Source organism: Aquincola sp. J276, from assembly GCF_024700035.1.
Lineage (GTDB): Bacteria > Pseudomonadota > Gammaproteobacteria > Burkholderiales > Burkholderiaceae_C > Aquincola > Aquincola tertiaricarbonis.
In genome coordinates this window covers 1311000-1330322 of sequence record NZ_JAJONC010000001.1, presented here as the reverse complement: position 1 = coordinate 1330322, position 19323 = coordinate 1311000, and the positions used below count along the sequence as shown (strand labels likewise).

Here is a 19323-nt window from a genome sequence, read left to right as displayed (position 1 = left end):
TCGAGGAGCGGGCAATGGGCGTCGTGTTTGGCGAAAGCGCGGTCAACGTTTTCCAACCGGGCAGCCAGGAGGCGCCGAAGGTCACGGTGCTGGCCGATGGCAGCTACGTGGTGGTCTGGCAGTCGTACGGCCAGGACGACTCCGACAGCCAGGGCATCTATGCCCAGCGCTTCAGCGCGGCCGGCGTGGCCGTAGGGCCCGAGTGGCGCATCAACCAGCTCACCGAAGGGGGCCAGCACAGCCCGCGCATCACCGCCTTGAGCGATGGCGGCTGGGTGGTCACCTGGCAGGACGACGCCGAGGCCGATGGCAGCAGCACCGGCGTGATGGGCCAGCGCTTCAACGCGGCCGGCGTGCCGCAGGGCGCCAACTTCGTGGTGAACGCCGCCACCAGTAGCTCCCAGTACGACGGCGCGGTGGCGGGCTACACCGGCGGCTTCGCGGCGGTATGGTCGTCGGCCCAGGCCGGTGGCAACGGCTACGACATCATCCTGCGCCGCTTCGACAACAGCGGTGCCACGGTGCTGGCGGAAACCCGCATCTCCACCGTGCCGGGCAGCCCGGGCAGCGCCCAGGCCGGCACGCAGGAGCAGGCCGACATCGCGGCGCGGGCGGACGGCAGCCTGGTCATCGTCTGGACCGACCAGGGCGGCAGCGATGGCAGCAGCTACGGCGTGTACGGCCGCACCGTGGCGGCCGACGGCACGCTGGGCAATCCCTTCCTGGTCAACACCTTCACCAGCGGCGCGCAGTACGAGCCCAGCGTGGCGATGCTGTCGGGCGGCGGCTTCGTGGTGGTGTGGCGCTCCGATGCGCAGGACGGCAGCAGTGCCGGCGTCTACGGCCAGCGCTTCGACGCAGCCGGCGCGAAGGTGGGCGCGGCCTTCCTGGTCAACGAGACCACCAACGGCGGCCAGTACCAGCCCTCGGTCACCGGCCTGTCCACCGGTGGCTTCGTCGTCACCTGGTTCAACGACAACTACGACAGCAGCGGCAGCGGCAGCACGGCCGACGTGTACCTGCGGGAATACAGCGCGGCGGGCGTGGCCCTCACCGGCCAGCAGAAGCTGGCGTCCGGCAGCAACAGCACCGAGTACCAGCCCGACATCGCCGACCTGGGCAACGGCAACTACGTGGTGGTCTATGCCGACTACGTCACCGCCGCGGGCCCCGGCGACAACACCTACCGCATCGCGCAGCAGATCTTCGGCGATGCCAATCCGCCGGTTCGCCAGGCCGACCCCACGCTGGGCGACTTCACCGGCACCGTGACCTTCGCCGAAAACCTGGTGAACACCGCGCCGCAGGTGATCGACGCAGCCATCAGCCTGGCGGACAGCGATTCCGCTGACCTGGCCGGCGGCCGGCTCGACCTGTTCTATGTGCAGGGCGGTGATGCCACCGACCAGCTGGGCGTGCGGCACCAGGGCAACGGCTTTGGCCAGATCGGCCTGGCCGGCAGCACCGTCAGCTACGGCGGCGTGGCCATCGGCACGCTGAGCGGCGGCGCCAACGGCGCCAACCTCGTCATCAGCTTCAATGCCAGCGCCACCGTGGATGCGGTGGAAGCGCTGGTGCAGAACCTCACCTACGCCAGCACCTCGCAGAGCCCGCAGCCCAGCCGCACGGTGGGCCTGCGCATCAGCGACGGCGACGGCGGCAGCAGCGAGGCCAGCACCGTCACCATCCAGGTGACGGCCGAGCTGGACGGCCGGCCGGTGGCGCACGGCGAGGAGGCGGTCAACACCTACCGCGCCAGCACGCAGGACCAGCCCGACATCGCGGTGCTGGCCGATGGCAGCTACGTCATCGCCTGGGAGTCGCAGGCCCAGGACGGCGCCGGCACCGGCGTGTACTGGCAGCGCTTCGCGGCCAACGGCACCGCCATCGGCCCCGAGGTGCGTGCGGCCGGCGCCACGGAAGGCGAGCAGCGTCAGCCGCACCTGGCGGCCTTGAGCGACGGCGGCTTCGTGCTCACGTGGGAAGACAACTCCGGCGTGGACGGCAGCGGGCAGGGCGTGATCGGCCAGCGCTACAACGGCGCCGGCGTGGCCCAGGGCGGCAACTTCATCGTCAACACCACCACCAGCAGCGCGCAGTACGACGGCGCGGTGGCGGGCTACACCGGCGGCTTCGCGGCCGTGTGGTCGTCTTCGCAATCGGGCGGCAACGGCTACGACATCATCCTCAAGCGCTTCGACAACACCGGTGCGGTGACGCTGGCGGAGACCCGCATCTCCACCGTGCCGGGCCAGCCGGGCACGGCACAGCCCAGCACGCAGGAGCAGGCGCAGATCGCCGCCCGCGCCGACGGCAGCCTGGTGGTGGTGTGGACCGACCAGGGCAGCAACGACGGCAGCAGCTACGGCGTCTACGGCCGCACCGTGGCCGCCAACGGCACGCTGGGCGACACCTTCCTCGTCAATGGCAGCACTGCCGGCGCGCAGTACGAGCCCGCGGTGGCGCTGCTGAGCAATGGCGGCTTCGTCGTGGTCTGGCGCTCCGACGGCCAGGACGGCAGCAGCGCCGGGGTGTATGGCCAGCGCTTCGATGCCGCGGGCGTGAAGGTCGGCGGCGAGTTCCTGGTCAACGAGAGCACCACCGGCGGCCAGTACCAGCCGGCGGTCACCGGCCTGTCCACCGGCGGCTTCGTGGTCAGTTGGTACAACGACAACTACGACACCACCGGCACCGGCACCACGCAGGACGTCTACATCCGCGAGTACGGCAACAACGGGGTGCCCGTGGACGGCCAGCGCAAGCTGCTGTCGGGCACCAACAGCACCGAATACCAGCCCGCCATCGCCGACCTGGGCAGTGGCAACTTCGTGGTGGCGTACAGCGACTACCAGCCCACGGGCGACGGCGGCAACAACACCTACGAGATCGTGCAGCAGGTGTTCGGCAGCGGCGCCGCGCTGGCCCGCCAGTCGGCCCCGACGCTGGGCGACTTCACCGGCAGCGTGACCTTTGCCGAGAACCTGGTGAACACCACGCCGCAGCTCATCGATGCGGCGGTGAGCCTGTCGGACACCGACTCGGCCAACTTCGCCGGCGGCCGGCTCGACCTGTTCTATGTGCAGGGCGGCGAGGCGGGCGACCAGCTCAGCGTGCGCCACCAGGGCAACGGCGCGGGCCAGATCAGCCTGGCCGGCAGCACCGTCAGCTATGGCGGCGTGGCCATCGGCACGCTGAGCGGCGGCGCCAACGGCGCCAACCTCGTCATCAGCTTCAATGCCAGCGCCACCGTGGATGCGGTGGAAGCGCTGGTGCAGAACCTCACCTACGCCAGCACCTCGCAGAGCCCGCAGCCCAGCCGCACGGTGGGCCTGCGCATCAGCGACGGCGACGGCGGCAGCAGCGAGGCCAGCACCGTCACCATCCAGGTGACGGCCGAGCTGGACGGCCGGCCGGTGGCGCACGGCGAGGAGACGGTCAACACCTACCGCGCCAGCACGCAGGACACACCCACCATCGCGGTGCTGGCCGATGGCAGCTACGTCATCGCCTGGGAGTCGCAGGCCCAGGACGGCGCCGGCACCGGCGTGTACTGGCAGCGCTTCGCGGCCAACGGCACCGCCATCGGCCCCGAGGTGCGTGCGGCCGGCGCCACGGAAGGCGAGCAGCGCCAGCCGCACCTGGCGGCCTTGAGCGACGGCGGCTTCGTGCTCACGTGGGAAGACAACTCCGGCGTGGACGGCAGCGGGCAGGGCGTGATCGGCCAGCGTTACAACGGCGCCGGCGTGGCCCAGGGCGGCAACTTCATCGTCAACACCACCACCAGCAGCGCGCAGTACGACGGCGCGGTGGCGGGCTACATCGGCGGCTTCGCGGCGGTGTGGTCGTCGGCCCAGGCGGGTGGCAATGGCTACGACATCATCCTCAAGCGCTTCGACAACACCGGTGCGGTGACGCTGGCGGAGACCCGCATCTCCACCGTGCCGGGCCAGCCGGGCACGGCACAGCCCAGCACGCAGGAGCAGGCGCAGATCGCCGCCCGCGCCGACGGCAGCCTGGTGGTGGTGTGGACCGACCAGGGCAGCAACGACGGCAGCAGCTACGGCGTCTACGGCCGCACCGTGGCCGCCAACGGCACGCTGGGCGACACCTTCCTCGTCAACACCACGACCGCCGGCTACCAATACGAGCCGAGCGTGGCGCTGCTGAGCAACGGCGGCTTCGTCGTGGTCTGGCGCTCCGACGGGCAGGACGGCAGCAGCGCCGGGGTGTATGGCCAGCGCTTCGATGCCGCGGGCCTGAAGGTCGGCGGCGAGTTCATGGTCAACGAGAGCACCACCGGCGGCCAGTACCAGCCGGCGGTCACCGGCCTGTCCACCGGCGGCTTCGTGGTCAGTTGGTACAACGACAATTACGACACCACCGGCACCGGCACCACGCAGGACGTCTACATCCGCGAGTACAGCAACGCCGGCGTGGCGCTGGACGGCCAGCGCAAGCTGGTGTCTTCCTCCAACAGCACCGAATACCAGCCCGCCATCGCCGACCTGGGCAATGGCAACTTCGTGGTGGCGTACAGCGACTACCAGTCCACGGGCGACGGCGGCAACAACACCTACGAGATCGTGCAGCAGGTGTTCGGCAGCGGCGCCGCGCTGGCCCGCCAGTCGGCCCCGACGCTGGGCGACTTCACCGGCAGCGTGACCTTTGCCGAGAACCTGGTGAACACCACGCCGCAGCTCATCGATGCGGCGGTGAGCCTGTCGGACACCGACTCGGCCAACTTCGCCGGCGGCCGGCTCGACCTGTTCTATGTGCAGGGCGGCGAGGCGGGCGACCAGCTCAGCGTGCGCCACCAGGGCAACGGCGCGGGCCAGATCAGCCTGGCCGGCAGCACCGTCAGCTATGGCGGCGTGGCCATCGGCACGCTGAGCGGCGGCGCCAATGGCGCCAACCTCGTCATCACCTTCAACGCCAGCGCCACCGTGGATGCGGTGGAAGCGCTGGTGCAGAACCTCACCTACGCCAGCACCTCGCAGAGCCCGCAGCCCAGCCGCACGGTGGGCCTGCGCATCAGCGACGGCGACGGCGGCAGCAGCGAGGCCAGCACCGTCACCATCCAGGTGACGGCCGAGCTGGACGGCCGGCCGGTGGCGCATGGGGAGGAGGCGGTCAACAGCTACCGCAACAACACCCAGGACCAGCCTGACATCGCGGTGCTGGCCGATGGCAGCTATGTGATCGCCTGGACCTCGGAAGGCCAGGACGGTGCCGGCAGCGGCGTGTACTGGCAGCGCTTCGCCGCCAACGGCGTGGCCACCGGGCCCGAGGTGCGCGCGGGCACCGTGGCCAATGGCAGCCAGCAGCAGCCGCAGGCCGCGGCCCTGAGCGACGGCGGCTTCGTGCTGGTGTGGAACGACAGCGGCGCCTTCGACGGCAGCGGCCAGGGCGTGATCGGCCAGCGCTACAACGGCGCCGGCGTGGCCCAGGGCGGCAACTTCGTCGTCACCAGCACCACTGCCAGCGCGCAGTACGACGGCTCGGTGGCCGGCTACACCGGCGGCTTCGCGGCGGTGTGGTCGTCGGCCCAGGCGGGTGGCAATGGCTACGACATCTACCTCAAGCGCTTCGACAACACCGGTGCGGTGACGCTGGCGGAGACCCGCATCTCCACCGTGCCCGGCAACGCGGCCACTGCCCAGAGCAGCACCCAGGAACAGGCCGACCTGGTGGCCCGCGCCGACGGCAGCCTGGTGATCGTGTGGACCGACCAGGGCGGCAACGACGGCAGCAGCTACGGCGTCTACGGCCGCACCGTGGCGGCCGACGGCACGCTGGGCGACACCTTCCTCGTCAATGGCAGCACTGCCGGCGCGCAGTACGAGCCCGCGGTGGCGCTGCTGAGCAATGGCGGCTTCGTCGTGGTCTGGCGCTCCGACGGCCAGGACGGCAGCAGCGCCGGGGTGTATGGCCAGCGCTTCGATGCCGCGGGCGTGAAGGTCGGCGGCGAGTTCCTGGTCAACGAGAGCACCACCGGCGGCCAGTACCAGCCGGCGGTCACCGGCCTGTCCACCGGCGGCTTCGTGGTCAGTTGGTACAACGACAACTACGACACCACCGGCACCGGCACCACGCAGGACGTCTACATCCGCGAGTACAGCAACGCCGGCGTAGCGCTGGACGGCCAGCGCAAGCTGGTGTCTTCCTCCAACAGCACCGAATACCAGCCCGCCATCGCCGACCTGGGCAATGGCAACTTCGTGGTGGCGTACACCGACTACCGCCCGAGCGGCAGCGGCGGCAACAACACCTACGAGGTGGCGCAGCAGATCTTCGGCAGCGGTGCCTCGCTGGCCCGCCAGGCGAATCCGGTGCTGGCCGACGTGGTGGAGCTGGTGACCCTGAGCTCCAGCGCCGCCAGCCCGGTGTTCGCCGGCCTGGCCGTGACCATCGATACCGACGTGTCGGTCAGCGATGCCGATTCGGCCAACTTCGCCGGTGGCGCCCTCACGCTGCAACTGGGCAACGGCGCCACCGCCACCGAGGTGCTGGGCGTGCGCCACCAGGGCAACGGCGCCGGCCAGATCGGCGTGGCCGGCAGCGTGGTGAGCTTCGGCGGCGTGGCCATCGGCACCATCAATGGCGGCGGCGCTGGCAACAGCCTGCTGGTCATCCAGTTCAACGCAGCGGCCGATGCGGCGGCGGTGCGGGCGCTGGTGGAGAACATCACCTACCAGAACACCTCGCCACCGGCCGGCACCACCGACCGCAGCCTGAGCCTGCGCCTGAGCGACGGCGACGGCGGCAGCAGCGAGCCGGTGGCGGTGCAGATCCGCATCCAGGCCACGGTGAGCGCGCCCACGCTGGCGCTGACCGACCTGGCGGAGGAACGCACCCTGACCGAGGCGCAGGCCCAGGCCGGCGTGCTGGTGGACGATGCGGTGCAGCTGGACTACGCCGGCGCCACCGGCTTCGCCAACGGCAAGCTCACCGTGAGCTACACCGGCAACAGCAACCGCGCCGACGACCAGCTGGCGATCGCGCATGAAGGCAACGGCGCCGGCCAGGTGGGTGTGGCCGGCAGCGCCATCAGCTACGGGGGCACGCAGATCGGCAGCCTCAGCGCCACGCTGGACGGCGGCGGCGGCCGCACGCTGGAGATCACCTTCAACGGCAGCGCCACCGCCCAGGCCATCGAGGAGGTGATCGAGCGCCTGCGCTACAGCACCACCTCCGAGGCCCCCAATGCCACGCGCGAACTGCGTGTGCAGGTGACCGACGGCGCGGGCGCCAACAGCCCGGTGCGTGACGTGCTCATCAGCATCACGCCCGAGGCCGATCCGGCCGCAGTGCAGCCGTTGACCGGCGACCTGCAGGCCAACAGCCAGGAAGGCGGGCAGCAGACCGATGCGTCCCTCGCCCGGCTGCTCGGCCCGAACAACGGCGGCTACGTCATCGCCTGGGTGAGCGACGGCGGCCAGGACGGCAGCGGCGGCAGCATCCACCTGCAGCGCTTCGCCGCCAACGGCAGTGCCCAGGGCGCCGAGGTGCAGGTCAACAGCTACACCCTCAACACCCAGAACCAGCCGGCGGTTTCCGGCCTGGCCGATGGCGGCTACGTGGTGGCCTGGACCAGCGGCCACGACGGCAGCGGCAGCGGCGTGTATGCGCAGCGCTTCAACGCCGCCGGCCAGCCGGCGGGAGGCGAGTTCCGCGTCAACACCACCATCACCAGCACCCAGAACATGCCCACGTTGCTGGGCCTGGCCGACGGCAGCTTCGTGGTGGCCTACGAGAGCGACTATTCCAATGCCACCGCTGGCTACACCTACGACGTGCTGGGCCAGCGCTTCGCGGCCGATGGCACGCCGCTGGGCGCCGAGTTCACGCTCAACAGCAATGTGAACGGCAGCCAGGTGCAGCCCCAGCTCGCCAGCCTGGCCGGCGGCGGCTTCGTGGCGGCGTGGACCGACACCAGCGGTGCCGACGGCAGCGGCTACGGCATCGTGCTGCAGCGCTTCGCGGCCGATGGCAGCAAGCTGGGGTCGGAGATCATCGCCAACACCACCGTGGCCGGCACGCAGCAGGGCGCCGACGTGGTGGGCCTGGCCGGCGGCGGCTTCGTGGCGGTGTGGCATGACGACAGCACCAACAGCGTGCTGGCGCAGCGCTTTGCGGCCGACGGCAGCAAGCTGGGTGCCGAACTGCTGGTGAGCACGCCCGACACCCGGGCGGACTACAACAACTACGCCCGCGTGGCCGCGCTGGACACCGGCGGCTTCGTCGTCACCTGGGACTCCACCTATGCGGTGGGCGGCTCCAACTACGAGGTGGTGGCCCAGCAGTTCAGCGCCACCGGCCAGCGGGTGGACGGCGTGTTCGTCCTCAACCAGCGCACCGCCAGCACGCAGATCGAACCGGACGTGGTTGGCCTGGCCGGCGGCAATTTCGTGGCCGCCTGGAGCAACTACGACGCCGAGCGCCGGACCGACAACAGCTACGGCGTGTTCCACCGCGTGTTCGGCACGCCGGGCTCGGTGGCCAGCTCGGCGGCCCCGGTGCTGGTGGACCTGGCCGACCGCGTCACCTTCGACGAGGCCTTGGTCAATGCCGGTGGCCAGCTCATCGATGCCAGCGCGGGGCTGAGCGATGCCGATTCCGCCAACTTCGACGGCGGCCGGCTGTGGGTCAGCGTGATCAACGGCTATCCGCACGACAACGACGGACCGCTGGCCGCCGGCCTGGTGCAGCAGGACGTGCTGGGCATCCTTTCGGTGGGCACCGGCGCGGGCCAGGTGTCGGTCAGCGGCAGCACGGTGAGCTACGGCGGCGTGGCCATCGGCGTGATCGAGCTGGGCGGCGCGGCCGGCGCCGACCTGGTGCTGCGCTTCAACGCCGGCGCCACCAGCGCCGCGGTGGAGGCGGTGATCGAGAGCCTGACCTATGCCAACACCTCGTCGGCCCCGTCGGCCAGCCGGGTGGTGAGCATCAGCGTGAGCGATGGCGACGGCGGCACCAGCGATCCGCGGCTGGTGACGGTCAACGTCACGCCGCAGGCCGACGGCCCGCAGCCGCTGTTCGGCAACGAGGTGGTCAACACCTTCCGGCCCGACACCCAGGGCGAACCGGCCACGGCCGCGCTCACCGGCGGCGGCTATGTCACGGTGTGGACTTCGCAAGGCCAGGACGGATCGCAGGGCGGCGTGTTCGGCCAGCGCTACACCGCGGCCGGCGAGCGGGTGGGGCCGGAGTTCCAGGTCAACACCCAGACGCTGCAGGTGCAGGACCACCCCAAGGTGGTGGGCCTGGCCGGCGGCGGCTTCGTGGTGGCCTGGGAATCGCAGAACCAGGACGGCAGCAGCACCGGGCTGTATGGCCAGCGCTTCGGCGCCGACGGCGCACCGGCGGGCAGCGAGTTCCGCATCAACACCAGCACCGACAACGACCAGAGCCAGGTGAGCCTGGCGGCCTTGCCCGGCGGCGGCTTCGTGGCCACCTGGTACAGCTACTACCACGAAGGCACCTACTACCAGATCGTCGCCCAGCGCTTCGATGCCGCCAACGTGCCGGTGGGCCCGGAGTGGACGGTCAACACCGACGCCAGCAGTTCGTACCAGGCCGAGCCGGCCGTGGCCGCCGCGGCCGATGGCAGCTTCCTCATCGTCTGGCGCAGCGACGGCCAGGACGGCTCTGGCGCCGGGGTCTATGGCCAGCGCTTCGCGGCCAACGGCAGCGCCCAGGGCAGCGAGTTCCGCGTCAACAGCTACACCGACGGCAGCCAATACCAGCCCGACGTGGCGGCGCTCGCCGGCGGCGGCTACATCGTGGTGTGGCACTCCGACAGCCAGGACGGCAACAGCGGCGGTGTCTACGGCCAGCGGCTGAATGCGTCCGGCGCGCCGGTGGGGCCGGAGTTCCGCATCCATGCCGACATCGTCGGCAACCAGCACACGCCCAGCGTGACGGCCCTGCCTGGCGGCGGTTTTGCCGTGGCCTGGATCGACAACGGCCAGGCCTGGCTGCAGCAGTTCGCGGCCGACGGCACGCGGCTGGACGGCGAGCTGCGGCTGGACACGCTGGACAGCGGCGGCAACGTCAGCCTGCCGCAGGTCACGGCACTGGCCAACGGCAGCCTGGTGGCCACCTGGGGCGACTATGTGCAGTCCCAGGCCAGCTACGAGGTGGTGCAGCAGCTGCTGGCCAATCCGGCCACCACCACGCGCCAGTCGCGGCCGGTGATCACCGACCTGGTCGACAGCATCACGCTGCCGGAAAACCTGGTGAATGCCGCAGCGCAGCTGATCGACGCCAGCATCGACCTGGCCGATGCCGACTCGGCCAACTTCGATGGCGGCCAGCTGTGGGTGAGCGTGATCTCCGGCTACGGCAACCTGGAGGTGGCCCAGCTGCCGGAGGACGTGCGCGCCCAGGACCAGCTGGGCCTGCGCAGCACCGGCGACGGGCCGGGCCAGGTGCGGGTGACCGGCAGCGCGGTGAGCGTGGGCGGCGTGGTGGTGGCCACCGTGCTGACCAACGGCAGTGCCGGCGCCGACCTGGTGCTGCGCTTCAATGCCCAGGCCACGCCCGCCGCAGTGGAAGCGGTGGTGGAGGCGCTGACCTATGCCAACACCGCCTCCAACCCGGTGGGCAGCCGCGCCATCAGCATCAGCCTGAGCGATGGCGACGGCGCCACCAGCGAGCCGCAGGTGGTCACGGTCAACGTCACGCCCGAGGCGGACGGCGCGCAGGCGCTGTTCGGCAACGAGCTGGTCAACACCTATGCCCCCGACACGCAGAACCTGCCGGCCATCACCCGGCTGGCCGATGGCGGCTACGTGATCGTCTGGACCTCGCAAGGCCAGGACGGCTGGGGCACTGGCGTGCATGCGCAGCGCTTCGATGCCAACGGCGTGCCGGTGGGCAGCGAGTTCCAGGCCAACACCTACACCCCTTACGACCAGGTTGCGCCCACCGCGGCCGGCCTGGCCAGTGGTGGCTTCGTGCTGATGTGGACGTCGCAGAATCAGGACGGCAGCGGCAGCGGCATCTTCGGCCAGCGCTTCGACGCCAACGGCGTGCCGGCGGGCGCCGAGTTCCTGGTCAACACCGGTACGGGCAACAGCCAGAGCCAGGTGGCCGTGGCGGCGTTGGCCGGCGGCGGCTTCGTGGCCACCTGGTACAGCGACTTCCAGGACGGGAGCTACTACAACGTCTACGGCCAGCGCTTCGCTGCCGACGGTGCCAAGCTGGGCGGCGAGTTCAAGGTCAACACCAGCACCGGCTTCGAGAACTCGGACCAGTCGGAGCCGGCGGTGGCCGCGCTGGCGGGTGGCGGCTTCGTCGTCGTGTGGACGGGCGCCGGCCAGGACGGCGGCACCTATGGGATCCACGGCCAACGCTATGCCGCCGACGGCAGCGCCGTGGGTGCGGAGTTCCAGGTCAACAGCTACGGCCCCAACACCCAGCACCAGCCCGATGTGGCCGCACTCACCGGCGGCGGCTTCGTGGTGGTGTGGCGCTCCGAAGGCCAGGATGGCAACAGCGGCGGCGTGTTCGGCCAGCGCTACGGCAGCGACGGCGCGCCGGTGGGCAGCGAGTTCCGGGTCAACACCGACACCTTCAACGATGAAGGGCAGCCGGCGGTCACGGCCTTGTCCGATGGCGGCTTTGCCGTGACCTACTACGACGGCGGCCGGGTCATGGTCCAGCAGTTCGATGCCGCCGGCCGCGCGCTGGACAACGAGACGCGGGTTGACACCGCGGACAACAACAGCAATGCCTCGCAGCCGGCCATCCAGGGCCTGGCGGGCGGCGCCTTCGTCATCGCCTGGACCGACTACGACTACCAGAGCGGCCAGTACCAGATCTACCAGCAGGTGTTCGGCAACCCGGCGCTGCTCACACGCCAGGCCAACCCGCAGCTGGTGGACGTGACGCCCAGCGTCACCTTCGCCGAGAACCTGGTGAATGCGGTGCCGCAGTTGATCGACCCGGGCGTGGGCCTGATCGACACCGACTCGGCCAACTTCGACGGTGGCCTGCTGGAGGTGAACTACCTCACCGACTACGGCGCGCAGGACCAGCTCGGCCTGCAGAGCCTGGACAACCAGGACCAGCTGGGCATCCGCCATGAAGGCCTGGGTGCCGGCCAGGTGGGCGTGGTGGGCAGCGTGGTGAGCTTCAGCGGCGTGGCCATCGGGCAGATCGTCAGCGCCGGCGCCAATGGCGACAAGCTGAGCGTGCGCTTCAATGCCAATGCCAGCGTGGAGGCGGTGGAGCAGGTGATCGAGAACCTGACCTATGCCAACACCGTCAGCAATCCCATCGCCAGCCGCACTGTCAGCATCCGCGTGACCGATGGCGACGGCGGTGCCAGCGCCGCCCGCGCGGTGACCATCAACGTCACGCCGCAGATCGACGGCGCGGTGCGCTTCGGCCTGGAGCAGACGGTCAACACCACGCGCCCCGGCCAGCAGGTCGAGTCCGACATTGCCCGCCTGGCCGATGGCGGCTATGTGGTGGTGTGGACCGACCAGGGCGGTGCCGACGGCAGCAGCTATGGTGTCTACGGCCAGCGTTATGACGCCGACGACAACGCGGCGGGTGCGGAATTCCGCATCAACACCACCACCGACGGCCAGCAGGACAACGCGCAGGTCGTCGGCCTGGCCGGCGGCGGCCATGTGGTGGTGTGGCAGTCGCTCAACCAGGACGGCTCCGGCTGGGGGTGTACGGCCAGCGCTACAACGCCGACGGCAGCGCGGCCGGGGCTGAGTTCCTGGTCAACACTCTTACCAGCTCCAGCCAATACCAGCCGGCGTTGGCAGCCACGGCCAACGGCGGCTTCATCGTGGCTTGGCACCACGACTCCTACAGCGACAACAACACCGAATATTCCGACGTCTTCTTCCAGCGTTATGGCGCCAACGGCGTCGTGCTGGGCAGCGAGACCAAGGCCAACCCCGGCCTGGGCGAAACCTTCCGCTACCAGTCGCAGCCGGCGCTGGCAGTGCTTAGCGACGGCAGCTTCGTGGTGGTGTGGTCGGACGACAGGGAGGACGGCAGCAGCACCGGCGTGTTCGGCCAGCGCTTCAGCGCCGCCGGCGCCCCGCAAGGCAGCGCATTCGCCGTCAATAGCTACACCGACAGCCAGCAGGATCAGGCCGCCATCACCGCCTTGAAGGACGGGGGCTACCTGGTCACCTGGCAATCGCTGCAGCAGGACTTGAGCGGCTGGGGTGTGTATGCGCAGCGCTTCGATGCCGCGGGCAACACCGTGGGCGCGGAATTCCGCGTCAACACCACCATCAACAGCAGCCAGTACGACGTCGATGTCACCGCGCTGGAGAACGGCGGCTGGGTAGTGGCCTGGCACGGCGACAACAGCGGTGACGTGTACCTGCAGCAGTACAACGCCGCCGGCCAGGCGGTGGACGGCGAAACGAAGGTCAACAGCTACGAATACAGCACGCAGTCGCAGCCGGCCATCATCTCCATGGCCGATGGCGGCTTCGTCGTCAGCTGGAGCAGCTACATCGCCAGCGGCGATGGCAATGGCGACGGCGTGGGCGATGGTGGCAACGACACCTACGAGATCCGCCTTCAGCGCTTCAGCAACACCGCGCCGCAGGTGTCCGACGTCATTGCCAACGGCCTGGAGGACACGCCGCTGGTGCTGGGCAATGCCGTGTTCGAGGCCGGCTTTGCCGACGTGGACGGCCAGACGCTGCAGTCCATCCGCATCACCACGCTGCCGGGCGAGGGCACGCTGCGCCTGAACGGCACCGCCGTGGTGGCCGGGCAGGAGATCACGCTGGCACAGCTGCAGGCCGGCCAGCTCACCTACCAGGGCAATGCCGACTGGTTCGGTGCCGACCAGTTCCGCTGGACCGGCTCGGATGGCGTGGCCTATGCCTCCACGCCGGTGCTCACCACCATCAACCTGGCCAACGTGAACGATGGGCCGCGGCTGGAGGCCGGCGCCAACGACACCGCCAACGAGGGCGTGTGGTTCAGCCACAGCATCACGCTGGGCGACCCCGACCCCGAGGGCCATCTGCTCACCATCGACTGGGGCGACGGCCAGGCGCCGCAGGTGTTCACGGTGGGCAACACGCCCAACCACAGCATCAGCCACTACTTTGCCGACAACGGCAGCTACACCGTGCAGGTGCGCGCCGACGACCAGCGCGGCCTGCCCAACAGCGTGGCGACCGACAGCTTCCAGGTGGTGGTGGCCAATGTGGCGCCCACGCTGGCATTGTTCGGCAATGCCAATGCGGTGCAGGGCCAGCCTTATGTGCTGGACCTGGGTACCGTGGTCGATCCGGGCGCCGACACCGTCACCCAGTACCGCATCGACTGGGGCGACGGCACGCCGCTGCAGGTGGTGGCCGCGGCCGACCTGCCGGCCAACCGCGAGCTGCAGCACACCTACGCCAACCCCGGCACGCCCACCATCCGCGTGGCGCTGCAGGACGAGGACGGCGTGTTCGCCAATGCCGGCAGCCGCAGCGTGAACGTGGTGGCACCGGCCGAGGTCATCACCGTGCAGGCGGGCGCCGACCTCTCGGTCAACGAAGGCACGGTATTCACCCGCAGCATCAGCTTCACCGACCCCACCGACCAGGCGCCGGCCGGCCGCAGCTACACCGTCAACTGGGGCGACGGCCAGACCAGCAGCGGCAATCTGGCCGCGGGCGTGCTCAGCTTCAACATCTCGCATGCCTATGCCGACCACGGCGGCAGCTACACCGTGCAGGTGACGGTGGACGACTCCGGCGCGCAGCAGGGCAGCGACAGCTTCGTGGTGCAGGTGGCCAACGTGGCGCCCACGGTGCAGCTGCAGGGCGCCACGTCGGTGGCCGAAGGCTCGGCGTACACCATGACGCTGGACGTGGTGGACCCGGGCACCGACACCGTGCAGCGCTACGACATCAACTGGGGCGACGGCAGCCCGGTGCAGACCGTGCTGGCCGCCGATCTGCCGCCCAGCCGGCAGGTCAGCCATGTGTATGCCGACGGCGCCGTCACCCGCAACATCAACGTGTCGGTGGTGGACGAGGACGGCACCTGGACCAACGCCGGCACGCGCTCGGTGCTGGTGAGCAACCTGGCGCCGGTCGCCGCCGTCACCGGTGCCAACAGCGTGGCCGAAGGCGCCAGCTATGTGCTGAGCGTGGGCGCCATCACCGATCCCGGCACAGACACCCGCACCGGCTACAGCATCGACTGGGGCGACGGCACGGTGCAGGCCTTCACGCCCGCGCAGTGGGCGGCGGCCAACGGCAGCTTCAGCCATGTGTATGCGGACGGCGTGGGCAGCGGCAGCTTGCGCACGGTGGTGGTCACCGCCACCGACGAGGACGGCAGCTTCACGCTGGGCAGCAAGAGCCTGACGGTGGCCAACGTGGCGCCGGTGCTCACCGTGGGCGGCGCGGCGGCGGTGAACGAAGGCGCGACCTACACCCTGGCCATCAGCGCCAGCGACGCCGCAGGGGCGCTCGACCCGCTGGGCTACAGCATCGACTGGGGCGATGGCTCTGCGCTGCAGATCCTGACGGCCGCACAGCTGGCCGCGCTCGGCGGCAATGTCACGCATGTGTTTGCCGATGACCAGGACGGCCCGGTCAACAGCACCGCCCGCACCATCAGCGTCACCGCCAACGACGGTGACGGCGGCTTGACGACCCGCACGCAGGCGGTCACCGTCAACAACGTGACACCCGTGGCCACGGTCGGCGGCGCGGCCAGCGTCAACGAGGGCGCGAACTATACGCTGACCGTCGGTGCCGTCACCGAGCCCGGCAGCGACACCCGCACCGGCTACAGCATCGACTGGGGCGACGGCGTGGTGCAGGCCTTCACGCCCGCGCAATGGGCTGCAGCCGCCGGCAGCTTCAACCACGTGTATGCCGATGGCGGCAACGGGGGCACGGCCCGCAGCATCACCGTCAGCGCCACCGACGAGGACGGAACCTTCGTGCTCGGCAGCCGGACCGTGACGGTCAACAACCTCGCGCCCAACCTGGCGATCAGCGGCGCGGGCGCGACCAACGAAGGCGCGACCTACACCCTGGCCATCACCGCCAGCGACGCGGCCACGACCAACGACCCGCTGAGCTACAGCATCGACTGGGGCGATGGCTCGGCGGTGCAGACCCTGACGGCGGCGCAGCTGGCCGCGCTGGGCGGCAACGTCACCCACGTGTTCGCCGACGACCAGGACGGTCCGGTCAACAGCACCGCCCGCAGCATCAGCGTCACCGCCAACGACGGCGATGGGGGCCAGACCACGCGCACGCAGGCCATCAACGTCAACAACGTGGCGCCGCAGCTGGCCGTGACCGGCGCCGCGGCGGCCGTGGTGGGGCAACCGTACGTGCTGGCACTCGGCGCCATCACCGACCCGGGCACGGACACCGTGCAGAGCTACGTCATCGACTGGGGCGACGGCAGCACGCAGACCGTCACCACGGCCGGCGACGTCAGCCACACCTATGCCAGCGCCGGTGCCCGCAACGTCGCCGTGACGGTGGTGGACGAGGACGGCAGCCACGCCAACGCCGCCACCTTGGCGGTGAGCGTGGGCGCGGCCACCCCGCAGGTCAGCATCGAGGCCGGTGGCAACGAAACGCTGGCCGAAGGCCAGTCGCTCAGCCGCAGCATCGTCATCAGCGACGGGCAGGACAACGGCTCGCCGGGCTGGAGCTACAGCATCGACTACGGCGACGGCAGCGCGCTGCAGACCGGCACCACGCTGACGCCGGCCCTCGTGCTGGACCATGTGTATGCCGACGGCGCGGCCAACCGCACCGTGACGGTGACGGTGACCGACGTCAACGGCGAGACCGCCAGCGACAGCTTCAGCGTGGCGGTGACCAACGTCGCGCCGACCGCTGCGGTCAGCGGTGCGCCGGCGGTCAACGAAGGCGCCAGCTACACGCTCACCGTCGGTGCCGTCACCGACCCCGGCGCGGACACCCGCACCGGCTACCGCATCGACTGGGGCGACGGCGTGGTGCAGAACCTCACGCCGGCGCAATGGGCGGCGGCCGCAGGCAGCTTCAACCACGTGTATGCCGACGGCGGCAACGGTGGCACTGCCCGCAGCATCACCGTCAGCGCCACCGACGAGGACGGCACCTTCGTGCTGGGCACGCAGGCGGTGACGGTCAACAACCTTGCACCCAACCTCGCGGTCAGCGGTGCGGGCGCGACGAACGAAGGCGCGACCTACACCCTGGCCATCAGCGCCAGCGACGCGGCCACCACCAACGACCCGCTGGGCTACAGCATCGACTGGGGCGACGGCTCTGCGCTGCAGACCCTGACGGCCGCACAGCTGGCCGCGCTCGGCGGCAATGTCACGCATGTGTTTACCGACGATGGCGACGGACCTGGCAACAGCACGCCCCGCACCATCAGCGTCACCGCCAACGACGGCGATGGGGGCCAGACCACGCGCACGCAGGCGGTCAACGTCAACAACGTCGCGCCGCTGCTTGCGCTCACCGGCGCCACGGCAGCCACCGCCGGCCAGCCGTACGTGGTGACGCTGGGCGCCGTGGCGGACCCCGGTACCGACACCGTGCAGGCCTACGTCATCGACTGGGGCGATGGCAGCACGCAGACGGTCAACAGCGCCGGCGACGTGAGCCACACCTATGCCAGCACAGGCAGCCGCAACATCGCGGTGACGGTGGTGGACGAGGACGGCAGCCATGCCGATGCAGCCCGCCTGGCGGTGACCGTGGGCACCCAGCCGGTGGACAACACGCCACCGGTGGCCGGCGACGACAGCGTGGCGGCCACGGCCGGCCAGCCGGTGGTCATCACCTTCGCGCAACTGCTGGCCAACGACGTTGATGCCGATGGCCATCCCTGGCCATCGCCTCGGTGGACACCACCGGCCTGGCCGGCACGCTGACGCGGGTGGACGGCGTGGGCTACCGCTTCGAGCCCACGGCCGGCTTCAGCGGCAGCACCGCCTTCAGCTACGTGGTCAGCGATGGCGAGGGCGGCCTGGACACCGCCCGCGTCGAGATCGAAGTGCAGCCGGCGCCGGTGGAGACGGTGCGCATCGGCGACGCCCCGGTGCGCCAGACCGGCACCGGCGGCCAGTGGGCGGCGGCCTGGAGCCATGCCGACCTGACCCTGCTGCACAAGGCCGACGCCACCGACGACGGCACCGCCTTCAGCAGCGTGAGCCTGCACGGCGTGAGCCCGCAGGGCCTGGCCGGCGGCGACATCTACCAGGGCGACCTGGGCGTGAGCGGGCAGTCGGTGGCCAGCAGCAGCGTGCGCCAGGAGATCGACGGCCGCGAGGTGCTGCGGGTGGAGCTGGACCGCGAGGCCACGCAGGTGGACCTGGCGCTGTCGCGCTTCTTCCTGCAGGACGACGGCGGCCTGCTGTTCGAGGCCGGCCGGCTGCGGCTGCTCGACGTAGACAACCAGGTGGTGGCCGAGCGGGCCTTCACCGCCGTCAATGCGCAGGGCACGTTGCAGCTCAGCCTGGAGGCGGCCGCCGGCTTCCATGCGCTGGAGCTGAGCGCCGGCGCATGGCAGGGCGACAGCTTCGAGTTCGGGGCCTATGCCGATGCCAGCGGCGGATTTGCGGCCGCCGCCGGGCCGGATGCCAACGGCGTGCAGCACGGCAGCGACTTCATGCTGGACTGGATCGAGTTCGAGTTCCCGGTGCTGGGCGTGCTGCAGGAGCCGGCGCCCTGATTTCATCAACAGAAGGAGGAAACGATGTTCAACCAAGACAAGTGCGTGCAGCGGGTGGTGGCCGCGGCGCTGGTGCTGGCCGGCGCCTGCGCGCTGGGCCCGGCCACTGCCGCGCCGCTGTTCAGCAGCCCGCCCGGCGGCACCCTGGGCGGCGTGCAGGCCGACGACAGCGCCGGTAGCTTCACCAACAACCTGGTCAGCGCCGCTGGCACGCTGGACGCGATCGTCTGGTGGGGCTTCCACGGCGCCAATTCGCAGGGGCCGGCCTTCGACAGCTTCGAAGTGCGGCTGGACGGTGCACTGCGCAGCGGCAGCCTGAGCAGCACCGCCGTGGGCAGCAACGGCCTGTTGCGCTACCTGCTGGACGTGGCCGACTTCAACCTGGCCGCCGGCGGCCACACGCTGACGCTGGTGAATGCGTCGCCGGACGTGGAGTGGTTCTGGCAGGACGGCAGCCCCACCAGCGGCAGCCAGGCCTTCGAGCTGCTGGCCGCCGAGCCGCCCACCGGCGTGCCCGAGCCGGCCTCGCTGGCGCTGGCGCTGCTGGCGGGCCTGGGCGCGGTGGCCGCCAGCCGCAGGACGCGCGTCGGCTGAAGCCAGCGCCGGTGGGCAAACCGGGCAGGGCAGGGCGGCCGC

The 19323-nt window shown here is 70.5% G+C and carries 3 protein-coding genes; all 3 read left to right on the top strand.

Features of this window, described 5'->3' with window-relative positions:
• The first annotated feature begins 14 nt into the window (after positions 1-14).
• The 3 genes from LRS14_RS06155 (at position 15) to LRS14_RS06140 (ending at position 19281) form a co-directional block, all read left to right on the top strand.
• Positions 15-13139 carry a hypothetical protein gene (locus LRS14_RS06155; protein ID WP_257798975.1) on the top strand — a complete coding sequence of 4375 codons (13125 nt, stop codon included), beginning with the start codon at positions 15-17 and terminating at the stop codon, positions 13137-13139.
• Positions 13140-17856: 4717 nt separating this feature from the next.
• Positions 17857-18687, top strand: coding sequence for a cadherin-like domain-containing protein (locus LRS14_RS06145; protein WP_257798973.1), 831 nt, complete (start codon positions 17857-17859; stop codon positions 18685-18687).
• A gap of 24 nt (positions 18688-18711) precedes the next feature.
• The gene (locus LRS14_RS06140) at positions 18712-19281 is read left to right on the top strand and encodes a PEP-CTERM domain protein (RefSeq protein WP_046116051.1); all 570 of its coding nucleotides are present in this window, start codon (positions 18712-18714) and stop codon (positions 19279-19281) included.
• Positions 19282-19323: the final 42 nt, after the last annotated feature.